Consider the following 15,331-nt stretch of genomic DNA (forward strand, 5'->3'; position numbering starts at 1 on the left):
TCTGAAAAGTTTGACGCCAATTATCAGTCGGGCAGTTTCCCCCGTATTTGCGGCTCGATATTGCACCGTTGGCGAGGCTACGTTACTGTGCCTGAACGTATGAATGAGACCCTCTCCGTGTTGATCATCAGCAAACTCTTGATGCGAGTAGTCAAGGCACACGCCCGTTGGCGTTGGCGCGCCTAACTTTTCTCTACCGGCCCCGCCGGACCTGTACCGATTTGCCTTCTTCACCCTCTGTTAAACGCCCCTTGCCGGCCAACCCCGGCAACCGGAAAGTGCGTCTGGCAGCGGGTCACTCCCTTGGAAGGCCGTCATTAGAAGTCAGTGAATTCAAGAGGTTTTAACCCACATGTTGCTGATGATTGATAACTACGACTCCTTTACCTACAACGTTGTGCAGTACCTGGGCGAGCTCGGCGCCGAGGTCAAGGTGGTGCGCAACGACGAATTGACCGTTGCCCAGATCGCCGCGTTGAACCCTGAACGCATCGTCGTCTCCCCAGGCCCGTGTACGCCGACTGAAGCGGGCATCTCCCTCGAAGCCATCCAATACTTTGCCGGCAAGCTGCCGATCCTGGGCGTGTGCCTGGGCCATCAGTCCATCGGCCAGGCCTTCGGTGGCGACGTCGTCCGCGCCCGCCAGGTAATGCACGGCAAGACCAGCCCGGTATTTCACAAGGACCAGGGCGTATTCCAGGGTTTGAACCTGCCGGTAACGGTAACCCGCTACCACTCGCTGGTGGTCAAGCGTGAAACCCTGCCCGAGTGCCTTGAGCTGACGGCCTGGACCCAGCTGGAAGACGGCTCCATCGACGAGATCATGGGCCTGCGTCACAAGACACTGAACGTCGAAGGGGTGCAATTTCACCCGGAATCGATTTTGACCGAGCAGGGCTTCGAGCTGTTCGCTAACTTTCTCAAGCAGAGCGGCGGCACGCGCTAAGGACTTTTCATGGATATCAAGACTGCCCTGAGCCGTATCGTCGGCCATCTGGACCTGAGCACCGCTGAAATGAGCGATGTGATGCGCGAGATCATGACCGGTCAATGCACCGACGCGCAGATCGGCGCGTTCATGATGGCCATGCGCATGAAGAGCGAGAGCATCGACGAAATCGTCGGCGCTGTGTCGGTCATGCGTGAGCTGGCCGACAAGGTTGAACTCAAGACCCTCGACGGCGTGGTCGACGTGGTCGGCACCGGCGGCGATGGTGCGAACATTTTCAACGTGTCGACGGCTTCTTCCTTTGTGGTGGCCGCTGCCGGCTGCACCGTGGCCAAGCACGGTAACCGCGCGGTGTCGGGTAAAAGCGGCAGCGCCGATTTGCTGGAAGCAGCAGGCATCTACCTGAACCTGACCCCGGTACAAGTGGCGCGCTGCATCGATCATGTCGGTATCGGCTTCATGTTTGCCCAGTCCCATCACGGCGCGATGAAACACGCCGCCGGCCCGCGCAAGGACTTGGGCTTGCGTACCCTGTTCAACATGCTCGGCCCGCTTACGAATCCGGCCGGTGTGAAGCATCAGGTAGTGGGCGTGTTCAGCCAGGCGCTGTGCCGGCCATTGGCTGAAGTCCTGCAGCGCCTGGGCAGCAAGCACGTGCTGGTGGTGCACTCCAAGGATGGCCTCGACGAGTTCAGCCTGGCGGCACCGACCTTCGTGGCGGAGCTGAAGAACGACCAGGTCACCGAGTATTGGGTCGAGCCAGAAGACCTCGGCATGAAAAGCCAGAGCCTGCACGGCCTGGCGGTAGAAAGCCCGGCAGCCTCCCTTGAACTGATTCGCGATGCCCTGGGACGCCGCAAGACCGAAAACGGCCAGAAAGCCGCAGAAATGATTGTGCTCAACGCCGGTGCGGCGCTGTACGCCGCGGATCACGCCTACAGTCTTAAAGAGGGTGTTGCCCTCGCTCATGATGCATTGCATACCGGGCTGGCGCGCGAAAAGCTCGAAGAACTGGGTGCGTTTACTGCGGTGTTCAAAGTGGAGAATGAAGGATGAGTGTTCCGACCGTTCTGGAAAAAATCCTGGCCCGCAAGGCAGAAGAAGTCGCCGAGCGCCGTGCCCGGGTCAGCCTGGCTGAGCTGGAAGGCCTGGCGAAAACCGCAGATGCACCGCGTGGGTTCGCCAATGCGCTGATCAAGCAGGCCAAGGAAAAACAGCCGGCCGTTATCGCTGAAATCAAGAAGGCTTCGCCGAGCAAGGGCGTGATTCGCGAGATCTTCATCCCTGAAGACATCGCCAAAAGCTATGAAAAGGGCGGCGCGACGTGCCTCTCGGTGTTGACCGATATCGACTATTTCCAGGGTGCCGACCTGTACCTGCAGCAAGCGCGTGCGGCGTGTTCGCTGCCGGTGATCCGCAAGGACTTCATGGTCGACCCGTACCAGATCGTCGAAGCCCGTGCCTTGGGCGCCGATTGCGTGCTGTTGATCGTCTCCGCACTGGATGACGTGAAAATGGCTGAACTGGCGGCCGTGGCCAAGAGCGTCGGCCTCGACGTGCTGGTGGAAGTGCACGACGGTGATGAACTGGAACGCGCGTTGAAAACCCTCGACACACCGTTGGTGGGCGTCAACAACCGCAACCTGCACACCTTCGAAGTCAGCCTGGAAAACACCCTCGACCTGTTGCCGCGCATCCCGCGCGACCGGTTGGTGATCACCGAAAGCGGCATCGTCAATCGCGCCGATGTGGAACTGATGGAAATCAGCGGCGTGTACTCGTTCCTCGTCGGCGAAACCTTCATGCGTGCCGAGAACCCGGGGGCTGAATTGCAGCGCCTGTTCTTCCCGGAGCGTGGCGTTGCCGTCAGTGGCTCGACCCTGGATTGATGATGACCCAGCCGGTGGCGATGACGGTCGAGGCAGGCCTTAAGGCCGAGCAGGATTTGCTCGCCGCGGTCTGTGCCGGCGAGCAACCGTTCGGCCTGCTGTTCTGGCAGCCCAGCGATCAAGCGTTGGTGATGCCTCGTCGTTTGAGCCGCCTTCCGGCATTCGAGACCGCCAGCCAGGTGTCGGCAGATGCCGGTTGGCCGGTGCTGCTGCGGGAAACGGGCGGTGAGCCTGTCCCGCAATCGGCAGCCACGGTCAATATCGCGTTAGTCTACGCGCCACCACGCAGTGAAGGTGACCAGGGCCGTATCGAAACCGGCTACCAGCGTCTGTGCCAGCCGATTTGCGACCTGCTGATCGAGTTGGGTGGCAACGCGTCGGTGGGCGAGATCGACGGTGCGTTTTGCGACGGTCGCTACAACGTCAACCTTGATGGTCGCAAAATGGTCGGTACCGCCCAGCGCTGGCGCCAGAGTGGCGGGCGCCCGGTGGGGTTGGTGCATGGTGCGTTGCTGCTGGATGACGATCGCGTCGAGTTGATCGCCGCGGTCAATCGCTTCAATGAAGCATGCGGCCTGGAACAACGGGTGCGCGCCGAAAGCCACATCGCCCTGCACGAGGCCTTTGTGGCGCCAGATGCGATTGCCCGGCTTGATACGTTGTACCGTCAGATGCTTGCGAGTTTCCTGCCGGTTTAACGCGTACCGAAGACCACCATGGTCTTGCCTTTGACATGCACCAGGTTGCGTTCCTCCAGGTCCTTGAGCACGCGGCCAACCATTTCCCTTGAGCAACCGACGATCCGCCCGATTTCCTGGCGGGTGATCTTGATCTGCATCCCGTCGGGATGGGTCATGGCGTCCGGTTGCTTGCACAACTCCAGCAGGCAGCGGGCAACCCGGCCGGTGACGTCGAAGAACGCCAGGTCGCCGACTTTGCGCGTGGTGTCTCTCAGGCGCTGTGCGATCTGGCCGCTCAGGGCGTACAGAATGTCGGGATCCTGCTGGGCCAGTTCGCGAAATTTCGTATAGCTGATCTCGGCGACTTCGCATTCGACCTTGGCCCGCACCCAGGCACTGCGTTGCTGTTCCTTGCCGGCTTGTTCGAAAAGCCCGAGTTCACCGAAGAAATCACCGGTATTGAGGTAGGCGATGATCATTTCGCGACCATCGTCATCCTCGATCAGGATGGTGACCGAGCCTTTGATAATGAAGAACAGGGATTCCGAGCGCTCGCCCGCGCAGATGATGTTGTGCTTGGCTGGATGACGCCGGCGCTGACAATGCATCAGCAGTTTGTCGAGGTTCTTGATTTTGGGTGTGGGAGTAATAGCAACCATGGTTGTATCCCGAAAAGACTGCACGGTGTTGGTGAGCTTGTTTTTTTATCCAGCGCGATCAACGGCTAAGCTACATCATCCAATGGATGGCAATGCGCCATTGATTTGGCGCCAGCTTAACAGACACATTCTGACTTCATTAGGGAATTTACCCAGCAAACCCTGCTGTTGATCGCTTTCATGGGAAACGCTGCCGGCCCAAAGTGCTGTGCTAAGCTGGCGACCCTTTTTTAGCAGTGGAGTCTGGGCGATGAAGGCACGCATCCAATGGGCGGGCGAAGCCATGTTCCTCGGTGAGTCGGGCAGTGGCCACGTGGTGGTCATGGACGGCCCGCCGGAAGCCGGTGGCCGCAACCTGGGCGTACGCCCGATGGAAATGCTCCTGCTCGGTGTAGGCGGTTGCAGCAATTTCGATGTGGTGAGCATCCTGAAGAAGTCCCGCCAGGCGGTGGAAAGCTGCGAAGCATTCCTGGAAGCCGAGCGTGCCACCGAAGACCCGAAGGTGTTTACCAGGATCCACATGCACTTTGTCGTCAAGGGCCGGGCGTTGAAAGAAGCCCAGGTCAAGCGGGCCATCGAGTTGTCGGCGGAGAAGTACTGCTCGGCCTCGATCATGCTGGGCGCTGCGGGCGTTGCCATCACTCATGATTACGAGATCATTGAGTTGGGCTGATTCTTCAATCGGCAGGCAAAAAGAAAGGGCGCTTGATAGCGCCCTTTTTTGTTTTCTGCTGAAACTAGATGCGGTACGTGCTTTTGGTCATGACCTTGGCCAGCAGGCTCATGCCAAATTTCACCGGTGCCGGGAAGCGGAAGCCGCCCGCGTCCAGCGCGCTTTCGGCGTGATGTTCTTCATCAATGCGCATCTGCTCAAGAATCGCACGGGACTTTTCGTCTTCAGCCGGCAGTTGCTCGAGGTGTTCATTGAGGTGTTTGCACACCTGATGCTCGGTGGCGGCCACAAAACCCAGGCTGACTTTGTCGCTGATCAGCCCGGCCACCGCACCAATGCCAAACGATAAGCCGTAGAACAGCGGGTTCAGCACGCTCGGATGGCTGTTCAACTGGCGAATGCGTTGTTCGCACCAGGCCAGGTGATCGATTTCTTCTTCGGCGGCATGTTCCATCGCGGCGCGCACTTGCGGCAGCTTGGCGGTCAGGGCCTGGCCCTGGTACAGCGCCTGGGCACAGACCTCGCCGGTATGGTTGATACGCATCAGGCCGGCGACGTGGCGGGTGTCGGTCTCGCTCATCTGCGCTTCGGGCCGCACGATGGCGGGCGACGGGCGGTGCGGTTGGCCGCTGAATGGCAGCAGCGTGCGCATGGCCGTATCGGCTTGCAGCAACAGACGATCAATCGGCGAGTAGTGACGTTGGGTAGTCATGCTGACCTCCGGGAAGAATCTCGGCGGCCAGTTTACCGCAAGAGAGGGGGAAGCGTTTGCGCTGGGTCAAATTGCTTGTGTGGCGAGGGAGCTTGCTCGCGCTGGAGTGCGCAGCGCTCTCGTTTTTGGGGCTGCTACGCAGCCCAGCGGGAGCAAGCTCCCTCGCCACAGCAAGCTGCCTCGCCACGGGTAGTGCTCAGCCCGGCGGCCAGTTCATCTGGCGTTGACCCAGAACATGCATGTGGATGTGATAAACGGTCTGTCCGCCATCTTCGTTGCAGTTCATCACCACACGGAAGCCCTTCTCACAGCCTTGCTCAACCGCCAGGCGCTGGGCGGTGAACAGGATATGCCCGGCCAGCGCCTTGTCTTCCTCGGTGAGGTCGTTGAGGGTGCGGATCGGCTTTTTCGGAATCACCAGGAAATGCACGGGTGCCATTGGCGCGATGTCGTGGAAGGCCAGGACCTGGTCATCCTCGTAGATGATCTTCGCGGGTATTTCTCTGTTGATGATCTTGGTGAACAGAGTATCCACAGCTGTTTCTCCATTGTGAAAGTGCAGGGTGAGTGTACTCAGGCGATCAGCGCGGGCAATAGGCCTTGTTGATCGCGCCGGCAATCTTGCGGGTCAGCCAGCGCGGGCTCAGGCGCGGGCTGAACGCCAGCCAGCGATTACGCCGGCCGGGAATGATGATGGCTTTGTTCTTGGCCAGCGCACGCACGGTGTAGAGCGCGACTTCTTCCGGGCTCATCAACTGTTGGCTGCGATCCAGCTTGGCGGTGTCCATTTGGGCGGTGCCGAAGAATGCGGTGCGGGTCGGGCCGGGGCAAAGAACGGAAACCTTGATGCCGCAGGTCTTCAGTTCCTCGCGCAAGCCTTCGGAAAAGTGCAGCACGTAGGCCTTGCTGGCGTAGTAAGTGCTCATCCATGGGCCGGGTTGGAACGCGGCAACCGACGCGACGTTGAGAATCTGCCCGCCGCCGTGCAGGGCCATGGCGTTGCCGAGTGCGTGGCACATGCGGGTCAGGGCGAGGATGTTGACCTCCATCAGGTCCTGCTCGGTCATCCAGTCCTGCGCCAGGAACGGGCCGCTGGTACCGATGCCGGCGCAGTTGACCAGCAGGTCGATCTGCCGCTCGCCTTCTTCCAGTTCCAGCAGGAACCCGGAGAGCCGCAGGGGCTCGCCCAGGTCACAGGCACGGAACAGCACCTCGACGCCGAAGCGCTGAGTCAATTCGATTGCAATGCTTTCCAACTGATCACGCTGGCGGGCCACCAGAATCAAGCTGCGGCCGCGACGGGCCAGTGCTTCGGCCAAGGCCAGGCCGATGCCGCTGGAGGCACCGGTGATCAGAGCGTAACGGGTCATGCGTTTCTCCATCGCAACGCTACCGGGCCTGTGACAGAGGCGTCACAGGCGTCGGGCGTTTTTCACTGTTGCGTAGAGTCTACAGGTTCGGCTGTGTCGTCAGCACTTTGCACATCGACTTCATCGACGGTGGTGGCCTGGTCGCTGTCGTCATCGGAGTTGATGGAGCTGCTTTCGTAGCTGCCACCTACATCGCTTTCCAGTTGATCCAGGTAGCCGCTCATGCCAACCAACACCGCGCCGGCAAATACCAGCGGAATGAAAGCGAGCCACAATGCGGAGAGGATTTTCACCGCAGTGGAGTTACGCGGTGGTGGCGCGCCGTACTGGTTTGCGCCCGTGTTACCGGGGAGGACCATCAGCAGGATCGGGAAGATGCTGCCAACGAAGGGCACCAGGTGCAGGAACCACAGCCAGCCGGACCAGCCCAGGTCATGCAGGCGCTGCACGGTGATCTGTACGCTGACCCACACAGCGGCCACGAGTATGGCAATCCCCACGAGGAAGCCAATGACCATGGCAATCGTCGGAGAGACCGCAGCGATACCAAGTCCGACGGTGAAGAACACGCTTGAGACGAGGAGGATCACCACGCTCAGCACCAGCGTCCACGCCAGGAAGCGCAGGCGTCCGATCCGGCCGTTGACGGTGAATACCTTAAGGGTGGAAAACTCCGGCAGGTTCTCGCCAACCGCGGCCCGGGGCGGGGCGTAAGGCGATGCGGCGGGGCGGGTGTAGCCAGTCGCGCTGCCGGAGTCCGTTTCATGGGTTTCGGCAAGGCTGAAGGCGACCGGCTGCTCTTCTTCTATCCGCGCATCCACCCCGGCGTTTTTCAGCGCTTGCAGATAGGTCTCGGCATCGGCGCGGGAAAGGTCGCGTTTCAGCGCGACCGGGCGGCCGGTGAAAAGCTTTTCGATCGCGTCGACATCACTTTTGAACAACTCGGCGAGGTTCAGCTTGGCGGTGGTGCTTTCGACACCCGGGAGCAATGCGCCATCAAACACAATCTTGAAACGGTTGTCGCTCATGCGGGCATCCTTGTCACTTGAATGGGGAGGCCTGCCTTGATCAGCAGGCTTTGGATCGCGGATCAGCGTGGCCAGCGTTCAGGCAATTGTGCCGCATGCTCGAGCGCCTTGCGGTATTCGGCATCCAGGCGGGCCACGAGTTCATCGACGCTGGGCAAATCATCAATCTCTCCGACGCCCTGGCCGGCGGACCACACGGTCTTCCAGGCTTTGGCTTCGTCGTTGAGTGGCTTGAGCTTGGAGCCAAAATTGACTTCACCCTTGCCTTGCAGCGCGGCGAGGTCGAAACCGGCATTTTCCAGGCTCTGGCGCATGAAGCTTGCGGGAACACCGGAGACGGCTGGAGTGTGCACGATGTCGGCGGCGCGCGATGTGAGCAGCATCTCTTTATAGGCATCCGGGGCATGGCTTTCGGTGGTGCCGATAAAACGCGTGCCGAAATAGGCCAGGTCGGCGCCGAGCAGTTGCGCGGCGAGGATTTCGTGGCCGTGGTTCAGGCAACCGGCGAGCAGCAGGGTTTTGTCGAAGAACTGACGGATTTCTGCGATCAGCGAGAACGGGCTCCAGGTGCCGGCGTGGCCACCGGCGCCCGCCGCAACGGCGATCAGGCCATCGACGCCGGCTTCAGCGGCTTTTTCGGCGTGGCGCCGGGTGGTGACATCGTGGAATACCAGGCCGCCGTAGCTATGCACCGCGTCTACCAATTCTTTCACCGCGCCCAGGCTGGTGATGACGATCGGCACCTTGTGCTCGACGCAGATCGCCAGGTCAGCTTCCACCCGCGGGTTACTGTTGTGCACGATCAGGTTGACCGCATAGGGCGCCGGGTTATCCAGCAGCGCCAGGCCCGCTTCGATTTCTTCCAGCCACGCCTTGAAGCCGCTGCTTTCCCGCTGGTTGAGGGCAGGGAAGCTGCCGACGATCCCGTTGCGGCAGCAGGCCAGCACCAGTTGCGGGTTGGAGATCAGAAACATCGGCGCAGCCACGACGGGCAGGCGCAGACTGTGTTCGAGCGAAGCGGGCAGCGACATTGGAAGTACCCCGAGTAATAGAGATTAGAACGGTTTGACCACGACCAAAATTACGATAGCCAGCAATATCAGAACTGGCACTTCATTGAACCAGCGATAAAAGACATGGCTGCGGGTGTTTTCGCCACGGGCGAAACGTTTTACCTGCGCGCCGCACATATGGTGGTAGCCGATGAGCAGTACTACCAGAGTCAACTTGGCGTGGATCCACCCGCCGGATTGAAAGATGGCCGGGTTGAGGTAGATCAGCCAGCCGCCGAACACCAGGCTGGCGATCATCGCCGGGCCCATGATGCCGCGGTACAGCTTGCGCTCCATCACGCCGAAGCGTTCCTTGCTGATGGTGTCCTCGCTTTGGGCGTGGTAGACGAACAGGCGCGGAAGGTAGAACAGCGCGGCAAACCAGCAGACGATGCTGACGATATGAAAGGCTTTGACCCATAGATAAAGCATTTTTAGTTATTCCCAGGTTCACGGTAGCTGAAGATAGTAGTGGCTCTTGCGTCTACACGTCATGTTGAAGGTTGTCGCAGGACGATACGAACCCTATTATCGACGGCTTTCCAGTGGGTTCGTTGAGGGCAGGTTTATGGTCAAGGTCGGTATCGTCGGCGGCACGGGTTACACCGGTGTCGAATTGCTGCGTCTGTTGGCTCAGCATCCGCAAGCTGAGGTGGTGGTGATCACTTCCCGATCCGAGGCCGGCCTGGCTGTGGCCGATATGTACCCGAACCTGCGAGGCCACTATGACGGCCTGGCGTTCAGCGTTCCGGATATCAAGACGTTGGGCGCCTGCGATGTGGTGTTCTTCGCCACGCCCCACGGTGTGGCCCATGCCCTGGCGGGCGAGTTGCTGGCCGCCGGTACCAAGGTGATCGACTTGTCGGCAGACTTCCGCCTGCAGGACGCCGATGAGTGGGCCAAGTGGTACGGCCAACCTCACGGTGCACCGCAGTTGCTGGAAGAGGCGGTGTACGGCCTGCCGGAAGTCAATCGTGAGCAGATCAAGCAAGCACGCCTGATCGCTGTGCCGGGTTGCTATCCGACGGCTACGCAGTTGGGTTTCCTGCCATTGCTGGAAGCTGGGCTGGCGGATGCATCGCGGCTGATTGCTGACTGCAAGTCGGGCGTCAGTGGTGCTGGTCGTGGGGCCGCTGTAGGTTCGCTTTACTCCGAGACGTCGGAAAGCATGAAAGCCTATGCAGTCAAAGGCCATCGTCACTTGCCGGAAATTCGCCAGGGGCTGCGTCGTGCTGCGGGCAAGGATGTCGGCCTGACGTTTGTGCCGCACCTGACACCGATGATCCGCGGGATCCACTCCACACTGTATGCGACGGTCGTTGATCGCTCGGTAGACCTGCAGGCGCTGTTTGAAAAGCGCTATGCCAATGAGCCGTTCGTCGATGTGATGCCGGCGGGCAGCCACCCGGAGACCCGCAGCGTGCGCGGTGCCAACGTGTGCCGTATCGCAGTGCATCGTCCACAGGATGGTGACCTGGTGGTGGTATTGTCGGTCATCGACAACCTGGTCAAGGGCGCTTCGGGCCAGGCTGTGCAGAACATGAACATCCTGTTTGGCCTGGATGAGAAGCTGGGCCTGTCCCACGCGGGCATGCTGCCGTAAATTTTCTGCTGTTGCGCAAAGGCCCGTTGATCGGGCCTTTCGTGTTTTTAATGGCCGCTGCGCAGATTGATATACCGTAACAATAGTTGACCGCTTTTCTAGGAGAAGCGGATAATGCCCGCCATCACGCATATGGCGGCGCTACGCCGGGAGATTATCAGCATGAGCGTTGAATCCTTCACCCCCACGGCTTTGCAATTCACCCACGGTGCTGCGCACAAGGTGAAGAGCCTGGTCGATGAAGAGGGTAATGATCGCTTGAAGCTGCGCGTATTTGTTACGGGCGGCGGTTGTTCAGGGTTTCAGTACGGTTTTACCTTCGATGAAGACGTGGCCGATGACGACACCATCGTTGAGCGCGAGGGCGTCAGCCTGGTTGTCGATCCGATGAGCTTCCAGTACCTGGCAGGAGCCGAGGTGGACTATCAGGAAGGTCTGGAAGGTTCGCGCTTCGTGATCAAGAACCCGAATGCCACCACCACTTGTGGTTGCGGGTCTTCGTTCTCGATCTGATCGACAGCGGATATAAAAACGCCGCTTGGCCTTGATAGGGCCAAGCGGCGTTTTGCTGTGTGGGATTCAGGCGGGGTAGATCGCGCCGAGTACACGAAGGCCGCGGGCGCCGGTGACGCTGGGGCGGTTGGCGGCGATGCCTTCCAGGCAGCAATGGGCCAGCCAGGCGAACGCCATGGCTTCGACCCAGTCAGGGTCTACGCCGCAGGTGGCGGTGCTGCTGACCTGGGTCGCCGGCAGCAGGGCGCTCAGGCGGCTCATCAAGGTTGCGTTGTGGGCGCCGCCGCCGCAGACCAGCAGGGTTTCGGTCTGTGATTGGGCGGTTTGCAGGGATTCGACGATGGTCAGGGCAGTCAGCTCGAGCAATGTGGCTTGCACGTCCTGGGCTGCGAATGGCGGCAATCGTCCCAGGTGATGCTCAAGCCATCCCAGGTTGAAGACTTCGCGACCGGTGCTTTTTGGCCCCTTGGTCACAAAGAACGGATCGCTGAGCAATGCCTTGAGTAGCTGGGGTTCAACCTTCCCGCTGGCAGCCCACTGGCCATCGCGGTCGAAGTTCTCGCCGCGTTGCTGGTGAATCCAGGCATCCAGCAGGACATTCCCCGGCCCGCAGTCGAAGCCCGCGACCGGTTTGCCGGTCTCGATCAGGCTGAGGTTGCTGAAGCCGCCCACATTCAGTACGGCGCGGTTGCCCGTACGCTCGCCAAACAGTGCCTCATGAAATGCAGGCACCAGCGGGGCGCCTTGGCCTCCGGCGGCGACATCGCGGCTGCGGAAATCACTGACGACGGTGATTCCGGTCAATTCGGTGAGCAGTGCCGGGTTGCCGATCTGCACGGTAAAACCCCGTGCAGGTTCGTGACGAATGGTTTGGCCGTGGCTGCCAATCGCTCGAATGTCCTGGGGCTTGAGGTTCTGCTGATCGAGTAGGGCGTGAATACCTTGGGCGGCAAGCGTCACCCAGTTCTGCTGCGCGAGCGCCGAACGGGCAATCTCGTCCGGGCCGCTGGCGCACAGGCCAAGCAGCTCGGAACGCAGGGATTCAGGCATGGGGATGTAGTGGGTGGCGATCAGCTTGATCGCCGGGCCTTGCTCGATCAGCGCAATGTCCAAGCCATCAAGGCTGGTCCCGGACATCACACCTATATAGAGCGACATGGCTTAGCGCTTCGCCGAAGCCAGGAGAGTCGAGCGCTCCTGGTCCATGCGGGCCATCAATGGCTGGCTCTGCTGCAGGAAGCGAGCGCGCTCGGCCTTGGCGATCGGGTCGGCCATTGGCAGCTTCTGGCCCAGTGGGTCGACGTGCACGCCGTTGACCTGGAACTCGTAGTGCAAGTGCGGGCCGGTGGACAGCCCGGTAGTGCCGATGTAACCGATCACCTGGCCCTGCTTGACGTTGCCGCCAGTCTGGATGCCCTTGGCGAAACCTTGCATATGGCCATACAGCGTACGGTAGGTGGCCCCGTGCTGGATGATCACGGTGTTGCCGTAGCCGCCACGGCGACCAGCCAGCAAGACCTTGCCGTCACCGGCAGCCTTGATCGGCGTGCCACGCGGGGCGGCGTAGTCGACGCCTTTGTGAGCGCGAATTTTGTTCAGAATTGGATGCTTGCGACCCATCGAGAAACGCGAGCTAATACGGGCGAAGTCAACCGGGGTACGGATGAACGCCTTGCGCATGCTGTTGCCGTCGGCGGTGTAGTAGCTGCTGTTGCCTTGTTTGTTGGTGTAGCGCACGGCGGTGTAGGTCTTGCCACGGTTGGTAAATCGCGCAGAGAGGATGTTGCCGGTGCCGACGACCTTGCCGTTGGCGACCTTCTGTTCGTAGATCACGTCGAATTCGTCACCCTGGCGAATGTCCTGGGCGAAGTCGATGTCGTAGCCAAACACGCTGGCCATGTCCATGGTCATGCTGTGGGACAGGCCGGCGCGGGCGGCGGACTGCGACAGCGAGCTGTTGATCACGCCGTGTACATAGGCGGAGCGCATGACCGGCTTGGTGGTGATGCGGTTGAACGCAAAGCCTTTGGCGCCTTTGGTCAGGGTGATGCTTTCCAGGTCGCTGACGTTGCTGTGCAGGTTGGTCAACTGGCCGTCGGGCGCCAGTTCGAATTCAAGCTTCTGGCCATGCTTGAGTTGGGTGAATTGCTTGGCCTGCTTGTCGCTTGCCAGTACATCGTTGACCGTCGCGGCGGGGAGGCCGACCTTTTCGAACAGGGTCGAAAGGGTGTCGCCCTTGGCAACAATGACTTCCCGGTGCAGCGGGTTCTTGGGTGCCTCTGCTACCGCAGGTTCGGCCTGCGCGGTTTCCTTGGTGTCTTCGGCGCTGCTTTCGATCTGGGCAAACGGCGATTCGGCTGCGCCATTTGTGGCTTGAAGTGCGTCGGAAGCGTCTTGATCTTGTGTCAGTTGCTCAACCGGACTTTCAAGGTCAAGGCTTAGGGTCGTTCGTTTGGCTTCTACGTCGCTGGAAGGAAATACCAGGAGTGCCAGGCTCAGAAGGGCGGCGATCCCACTTGCGGCGAGCAGGTGGGTCTTCGGGTAAAGCGGCGGCGCTTTAGACGGTTCTGTGGTCATAAGTAATTTTGACTTTGAAAAGATGAATTGGAAAAGATGAATGACATGATGAAGATGAAATAACTGTATAAAATATAACCAAATCATCTGTGGTGCAAGCTTGCGAACGCTGGGCTTGCTGAACGGTGTCCGTGCGCAGGGCAAAACTTGTAATTAGTCCCTGATCTTGTATGGTTGGTTCCCTTTTGAATCTGAGCCTTGCGGGTCTGTTATGAAGTCGGTTGAAGAGCAGCTAGCGCTGATCAAACGTGGTGCGGAAGAACTGTTGGTCGAAGCTGAGCTGATCGAAAAGCTCAAGCGTGGCCAGCCCCTGCGTATTAAGGCCGGCTTTGATCCGACGGCGCCGGATCTGCACCTTGGGCATACGGTGCTTATTAATAAGCTGCGCCAGTTCCAGGAACTGGGGCATCAGGTGATCTTCCTTATAGGTGACTTCACCGGGATGATCGGCGATCCGAGCGGCAAGAGCGCTACGCGTCCGCCGCTGACCCGTGAGCAGGTTCTCGATAACGCCGAGACCTACAAGACCCAGGTCTTCAAGATTCTTGATCCGGCCAAGACCGAGGTGGCCTTCAACTCCACCTGGATGGATCAGATGGGGCCGGCGGATTTCATTCGTCTTACGTCCCAGTACACCGTTGCTCGCATGCTCGAGCGCGATGACTTCGATAAGCGCTACTCCACTAATCAGCCGATCGCTATCCATGAGTTCCTGTACCCATTGGTTCAAGGGTATGACTCGGTGGCGTTGCGTGCCGATGTCGAGCTGGGCGGTACTGATCAGAAGTTCAACCTGCTGATGGGGCGTGAGCTGCAGCGTGCGTATGGGCAAGAGGCTCAGTGCATTCTGACGATGCCGTTGCTGGAAGGGCTGGATGGCGTCAAGAAGATGTCCAAGTCCCTGGGTAACTATGTCGGTATCCAGGAAGCGCCGGGTGTGATGTACGGCAAGCTGGTTTCGATTCCGGATGCGCTGATGTGGCGTTACTTCGAACTGTTGAGTTTCCGCTCGATGGATGAGATCAATGCATTGCGTGCTGAAGTGGAAGCTGGGGCTAACCCGCGGGATGTGAAGATCAAGCTGGCTGAAGAGATTGTTGCGCGCTTCCATGGTGAAGAGGCTGCGGCCAGTGCTCACCGTGCTGCGGGTAACCGTATGAAGGATGGCGAGCTGCCGGATGATCTGCCTGAGATTGAATTGACTGCTGGCGAGGCAATGCCGATCGCTGCCGTCCTTAATAAGGCGGGCCTGGTGAAGAACTCGGCGGTGGCGCGCGACCTTCTGGGGTCTGGCGGTGTACGTATAGATGGTGAGGTTGTCGATCGCACCTTTATATACGAACTGGGCGCGACCCACGTTTGCCAGGCCGGCAAGAAGGCATTTGCGCGTATTACGCTTAAATCCGAATAAACCTGAAATTAACTGTTGACGGCGTTTTATATCTGTCTATAATTCGCCCCACTTCCGGCGCAGTCGAAACGGAAAACTCCTTGGTAAACAAAGAGTTATGTAGGTTTCGACAGCGAGTTGCTTCAGATCATCGAAGCCCAGAAGGAGTTAGTAAGGCAGTGTTGTTTGGCCTTGTTAACGTTTCGATCTTCTCGGTCGAAAGCGGAGAAAAAGAG

17 protein-coding genes are annotated in these 15,331 nt (G+C 59.6%); 8 read left to right on the forward strand and 9 right to left on the reverse strand.

All coding sequences use genetic code 11. The features are described from left to right. Nucleotides 1-352 precede the first annotated feature (352 nt). Genes HYE77_RS04745 through HYE77_RS04760 form a run of 4 tightly spaced genes read left to right on the forward strand, consistent with a single transcriptional unit; the run spans nucleotide 353 to nucleotide 3,536 of the window. A complete protein-coding gene (locus HYE77_RS04745) occupies nucleotides 353-946 on the forward strand; it encodes an aminodeoxychorismate/anthranilate synthase component II (protein WP_177068484.1) in 594 nt (197 codons plus the stop codon). Nucleotides 947-955: 9 nt separating this feature from the next. After that, the gene (trpD, locus tag HYE77_RS04750; protein WP_003210955.1) at nucleotides 956-2,005 is read left to right on the forward strand and encodes an anthranilate phosphoribosyltransferase; all 1,050 of its coding nucleotides are present in this window, start codon (nucleotides 956-958) and stop codon (nucleotides 2,003-2,005) included. After that, nucleotides 2,002-2,838, forward strand: coding sequence for an indole-3-glycerol phosphate synthase TrpC (trpC, locus tag HYE77_RS04755; RefSeq protein WP_003210953.1), 837 nt, complete (start codon nucleotides 2,002-2,004; stop codon nucleotides 2,836-2,838). Before trpD ends, trpC begins: the two co-directional genes overlap by 4 nt. Then, complete coding sequence (locus tag HYE77_RS04760; protein WP_177068485.1) at nucleotides 2,838-3,536, forward strand: lipoate--protein ligase family protein; 699 nt, start codon at nucleotides 2,838-2,840, stop codon at nucleotides 3,534-3,536. The genes trpC and HYE77_RS04760 overlap by 1 nt, the downstream gene beginning before the upstream one ends. Here HYE77_RS04760 and crp read toward each other — a convergent pair. Beyond that, nucleotides 3,533-4,177 (reverse strand): cAMP-activated global transcriptional regulator CRP, encoded by a 645-nt coding sequence (gene crp, locus HYE77_RS04765; RefSeq protein ID WP_003210949.1) that lies wholly within the window; start codon nucleotides 4,175-4,177, stop codon nucleotides 3,533-3,535. The genes HYE77_RS04760 and crp overlap by 4 nt on opposite strands. A 250-nt stretch (nucleotides 4,178-4,427) precedes the next feature. Between crp and HYE77_RS04770 the strand changes: the two genes are divergently transcribed. Next, complete coding sequence (locus HYE77_RS04770) at nucleotides 4,428-4,850, forward strand: OsmC family protein (RefSeq protein ID WP_003210947.1); 423 nt, start codon at nucleotides 4,428-4,430, stop codon at nucleotides 4,848-4,850. A gap of 64 nt (nucleotides 4,851-4,914) precedes the next feature. Here HYE77_RS04770 and coq7 read toward each other — a convergent pair whose 3' ends face one another. The 6 genes from coq7 to hemJ form a co-directional block, all read right to left on the reverse strand. Further along, complete coding sequence (coq7, locus tag HYE77_RS04775) at nucleotides 4,915-5,562, reverse strand: 2-polyprenyl-3-methyl-6-methoxy-1,4-benzoquinone monooxygenase (RefSeq protein ID WP_003210945.1); 648 nt, start codon at nucleotides 5,560-5,562, stop codon at nucleotides 4,915-4,917. 196 nt (nucleotides 5,563-5,758) lie between these two features. Continuing rightward, nucleotides 5,759-6,097 (reverse strand): histidine triad nucleotide-binding protein, encoded by a 339-nt coding sequence (locus tag HYE77_RS04780; protein WP_003210943.1) that lies wholly within the window; start codon nucleotides 6,095-6,097, stop codon nucleotides 5,759-5,761. A gap of 46 nt (nucleotides 6,098-6,143) precedes the next feature. Continuing rightward, nucleotides 6,144-6,932, reverse strand: a complete 789-nt coding sequence (locus HYE77_RS04785) for an SDR family oxidoreductase (protein WP_010167219.1) — start codon at nucleotides 6,930-6,932, stop codon at nucleotides 6,144-6,146. Between the two features lie 62 nt (nucleotides 6,933-6,994). Beyond that, on the reverse strand, nucleotides 6,995-7,960 hold the full coding sequence (locus HYE77_RS04790; protein ID WP_087694716.1) for a DUF805 domain-containing protein: 966 nt from the start codon (nucleotides 7,958-7,960) through the stop codon (nucleotides 6,995-6,997). A gap of 62 nt (nucleotides 7,961-8,022) precedes the next feature. After that, entirely contained in the window at nucleotides 8,023-8,991 is a 969-nt protein-coding gene (locus tag HYE77_RS04795) for a nitronate monooxygenase family protein (protein WP_003210939.1), read from the reverse strand. Nucleotides 8,992-9,015: 24 nt separating this feature from the next. Then, nucleotides 9,016-9,444: a protoporphyrinogen oxidase HemJ gene (gene hemJ, locus HYE77_RS04800; RefSeq protein ID WP_177068486.1), complete on the reverse strand. Its 429-nt coding sequence runs from the start codon at nucleotides 9,442-9,444 to the stop codon at nucleotides 9,016-9,018. 136 nt (nucleotides 9,445-9,580) lie between these two features. Here hemJ and argC point away from each other — a divergent pair, with 136 nt between their 5' ends. Beyond that, entirely contained in the window at nucleotides 9,581-10,615 is a 1,035-nt protein-coding gene (gene argC / locus HYE77_RS04805; protein ID WP_003210935.1) for an N-acetyl-gamma-glutamyl-phosphate reductase, read from the forward strand. 162 nt (nucleotides 10,616-10,777) lie between these two features. Then, the gene (erpA, locus tag HYE77_RS04810) at nucleotides 10,778-11,128 is read left to right on the forward strand and encodes an iron-sulfur cluster insertion protein ErpA (RefSeq protein WP_003176443.1); all 351 of its coding nucleotides are present in this window, start codon (nucleotides 10,778-10,780) and stop codon (nucleotides 11,126-11,128) included. A gap of 66 nt (nucleotides 11,129-11,194) precedes the next feature. Here the strand turns inward: erpA and HYE77_RS04815 are convergent, their stop codons facing one another. Both HYE77_RS04815 and HYE77_RS04820 read right to left on the reverse strand, forming a co-directional pair. After that, entirely contained in the window at nucleotides 11,195-12,286 is a 1,092-nt protein-coding gene (locus tag HYE77_RS04815) for an anhydro-N-acetylmuramic acid kinase (protein ID WP_177027965.1), read from the reverse strand. A 3-nt stretch (nucleotides 12,287-12,289) separates the two neighbouring features. Beyond that, on the reverse strand, nucleotides 12,290-13,705 hold the full coding sequence (locus HYE77_RS04820; RefSeq protein WP_177068487.1) for a peptidoglycan DD-metalloendopeptidase family protein: 1,416 nt from the start codon (nucleotides 13,703-13,705) through the stop codon (nucleotides 12,290-12,292). A gap of 211 nt (nucleotides 13,706-13,916) precedes the next feature. Here HYE77_RS04820 and tyrS point away from each other — a divergent pair, with 211 nt between their 5' ends. Further along, nucleotides 13,917-15,116 carry a tyrosine--tRNA ligase gene (gene tyrS, locus HYE77_RS04825; protein ID WP_003210928.1) on the forward strand — a complete coding sequence of 400 codons (1,200 nt, stop codon included), beginning with the start codon at nucleotides 13,917-13,919 and terminating at the stop codon, nucleotides 15,114-15,116. The last annotated feature ends 215 nt before the right edge of the window (nucleotides 15,117-15,331 follow it).

Source organism: Pseudomonas sp. IPO3774 (assembly GCF_013386835.1).
GTDB lineage: Bacteria > Pseudomonadota > Gammaproteobacteria > Pseudomonadales > Pseudomonadaceae > Aquipseudomonas.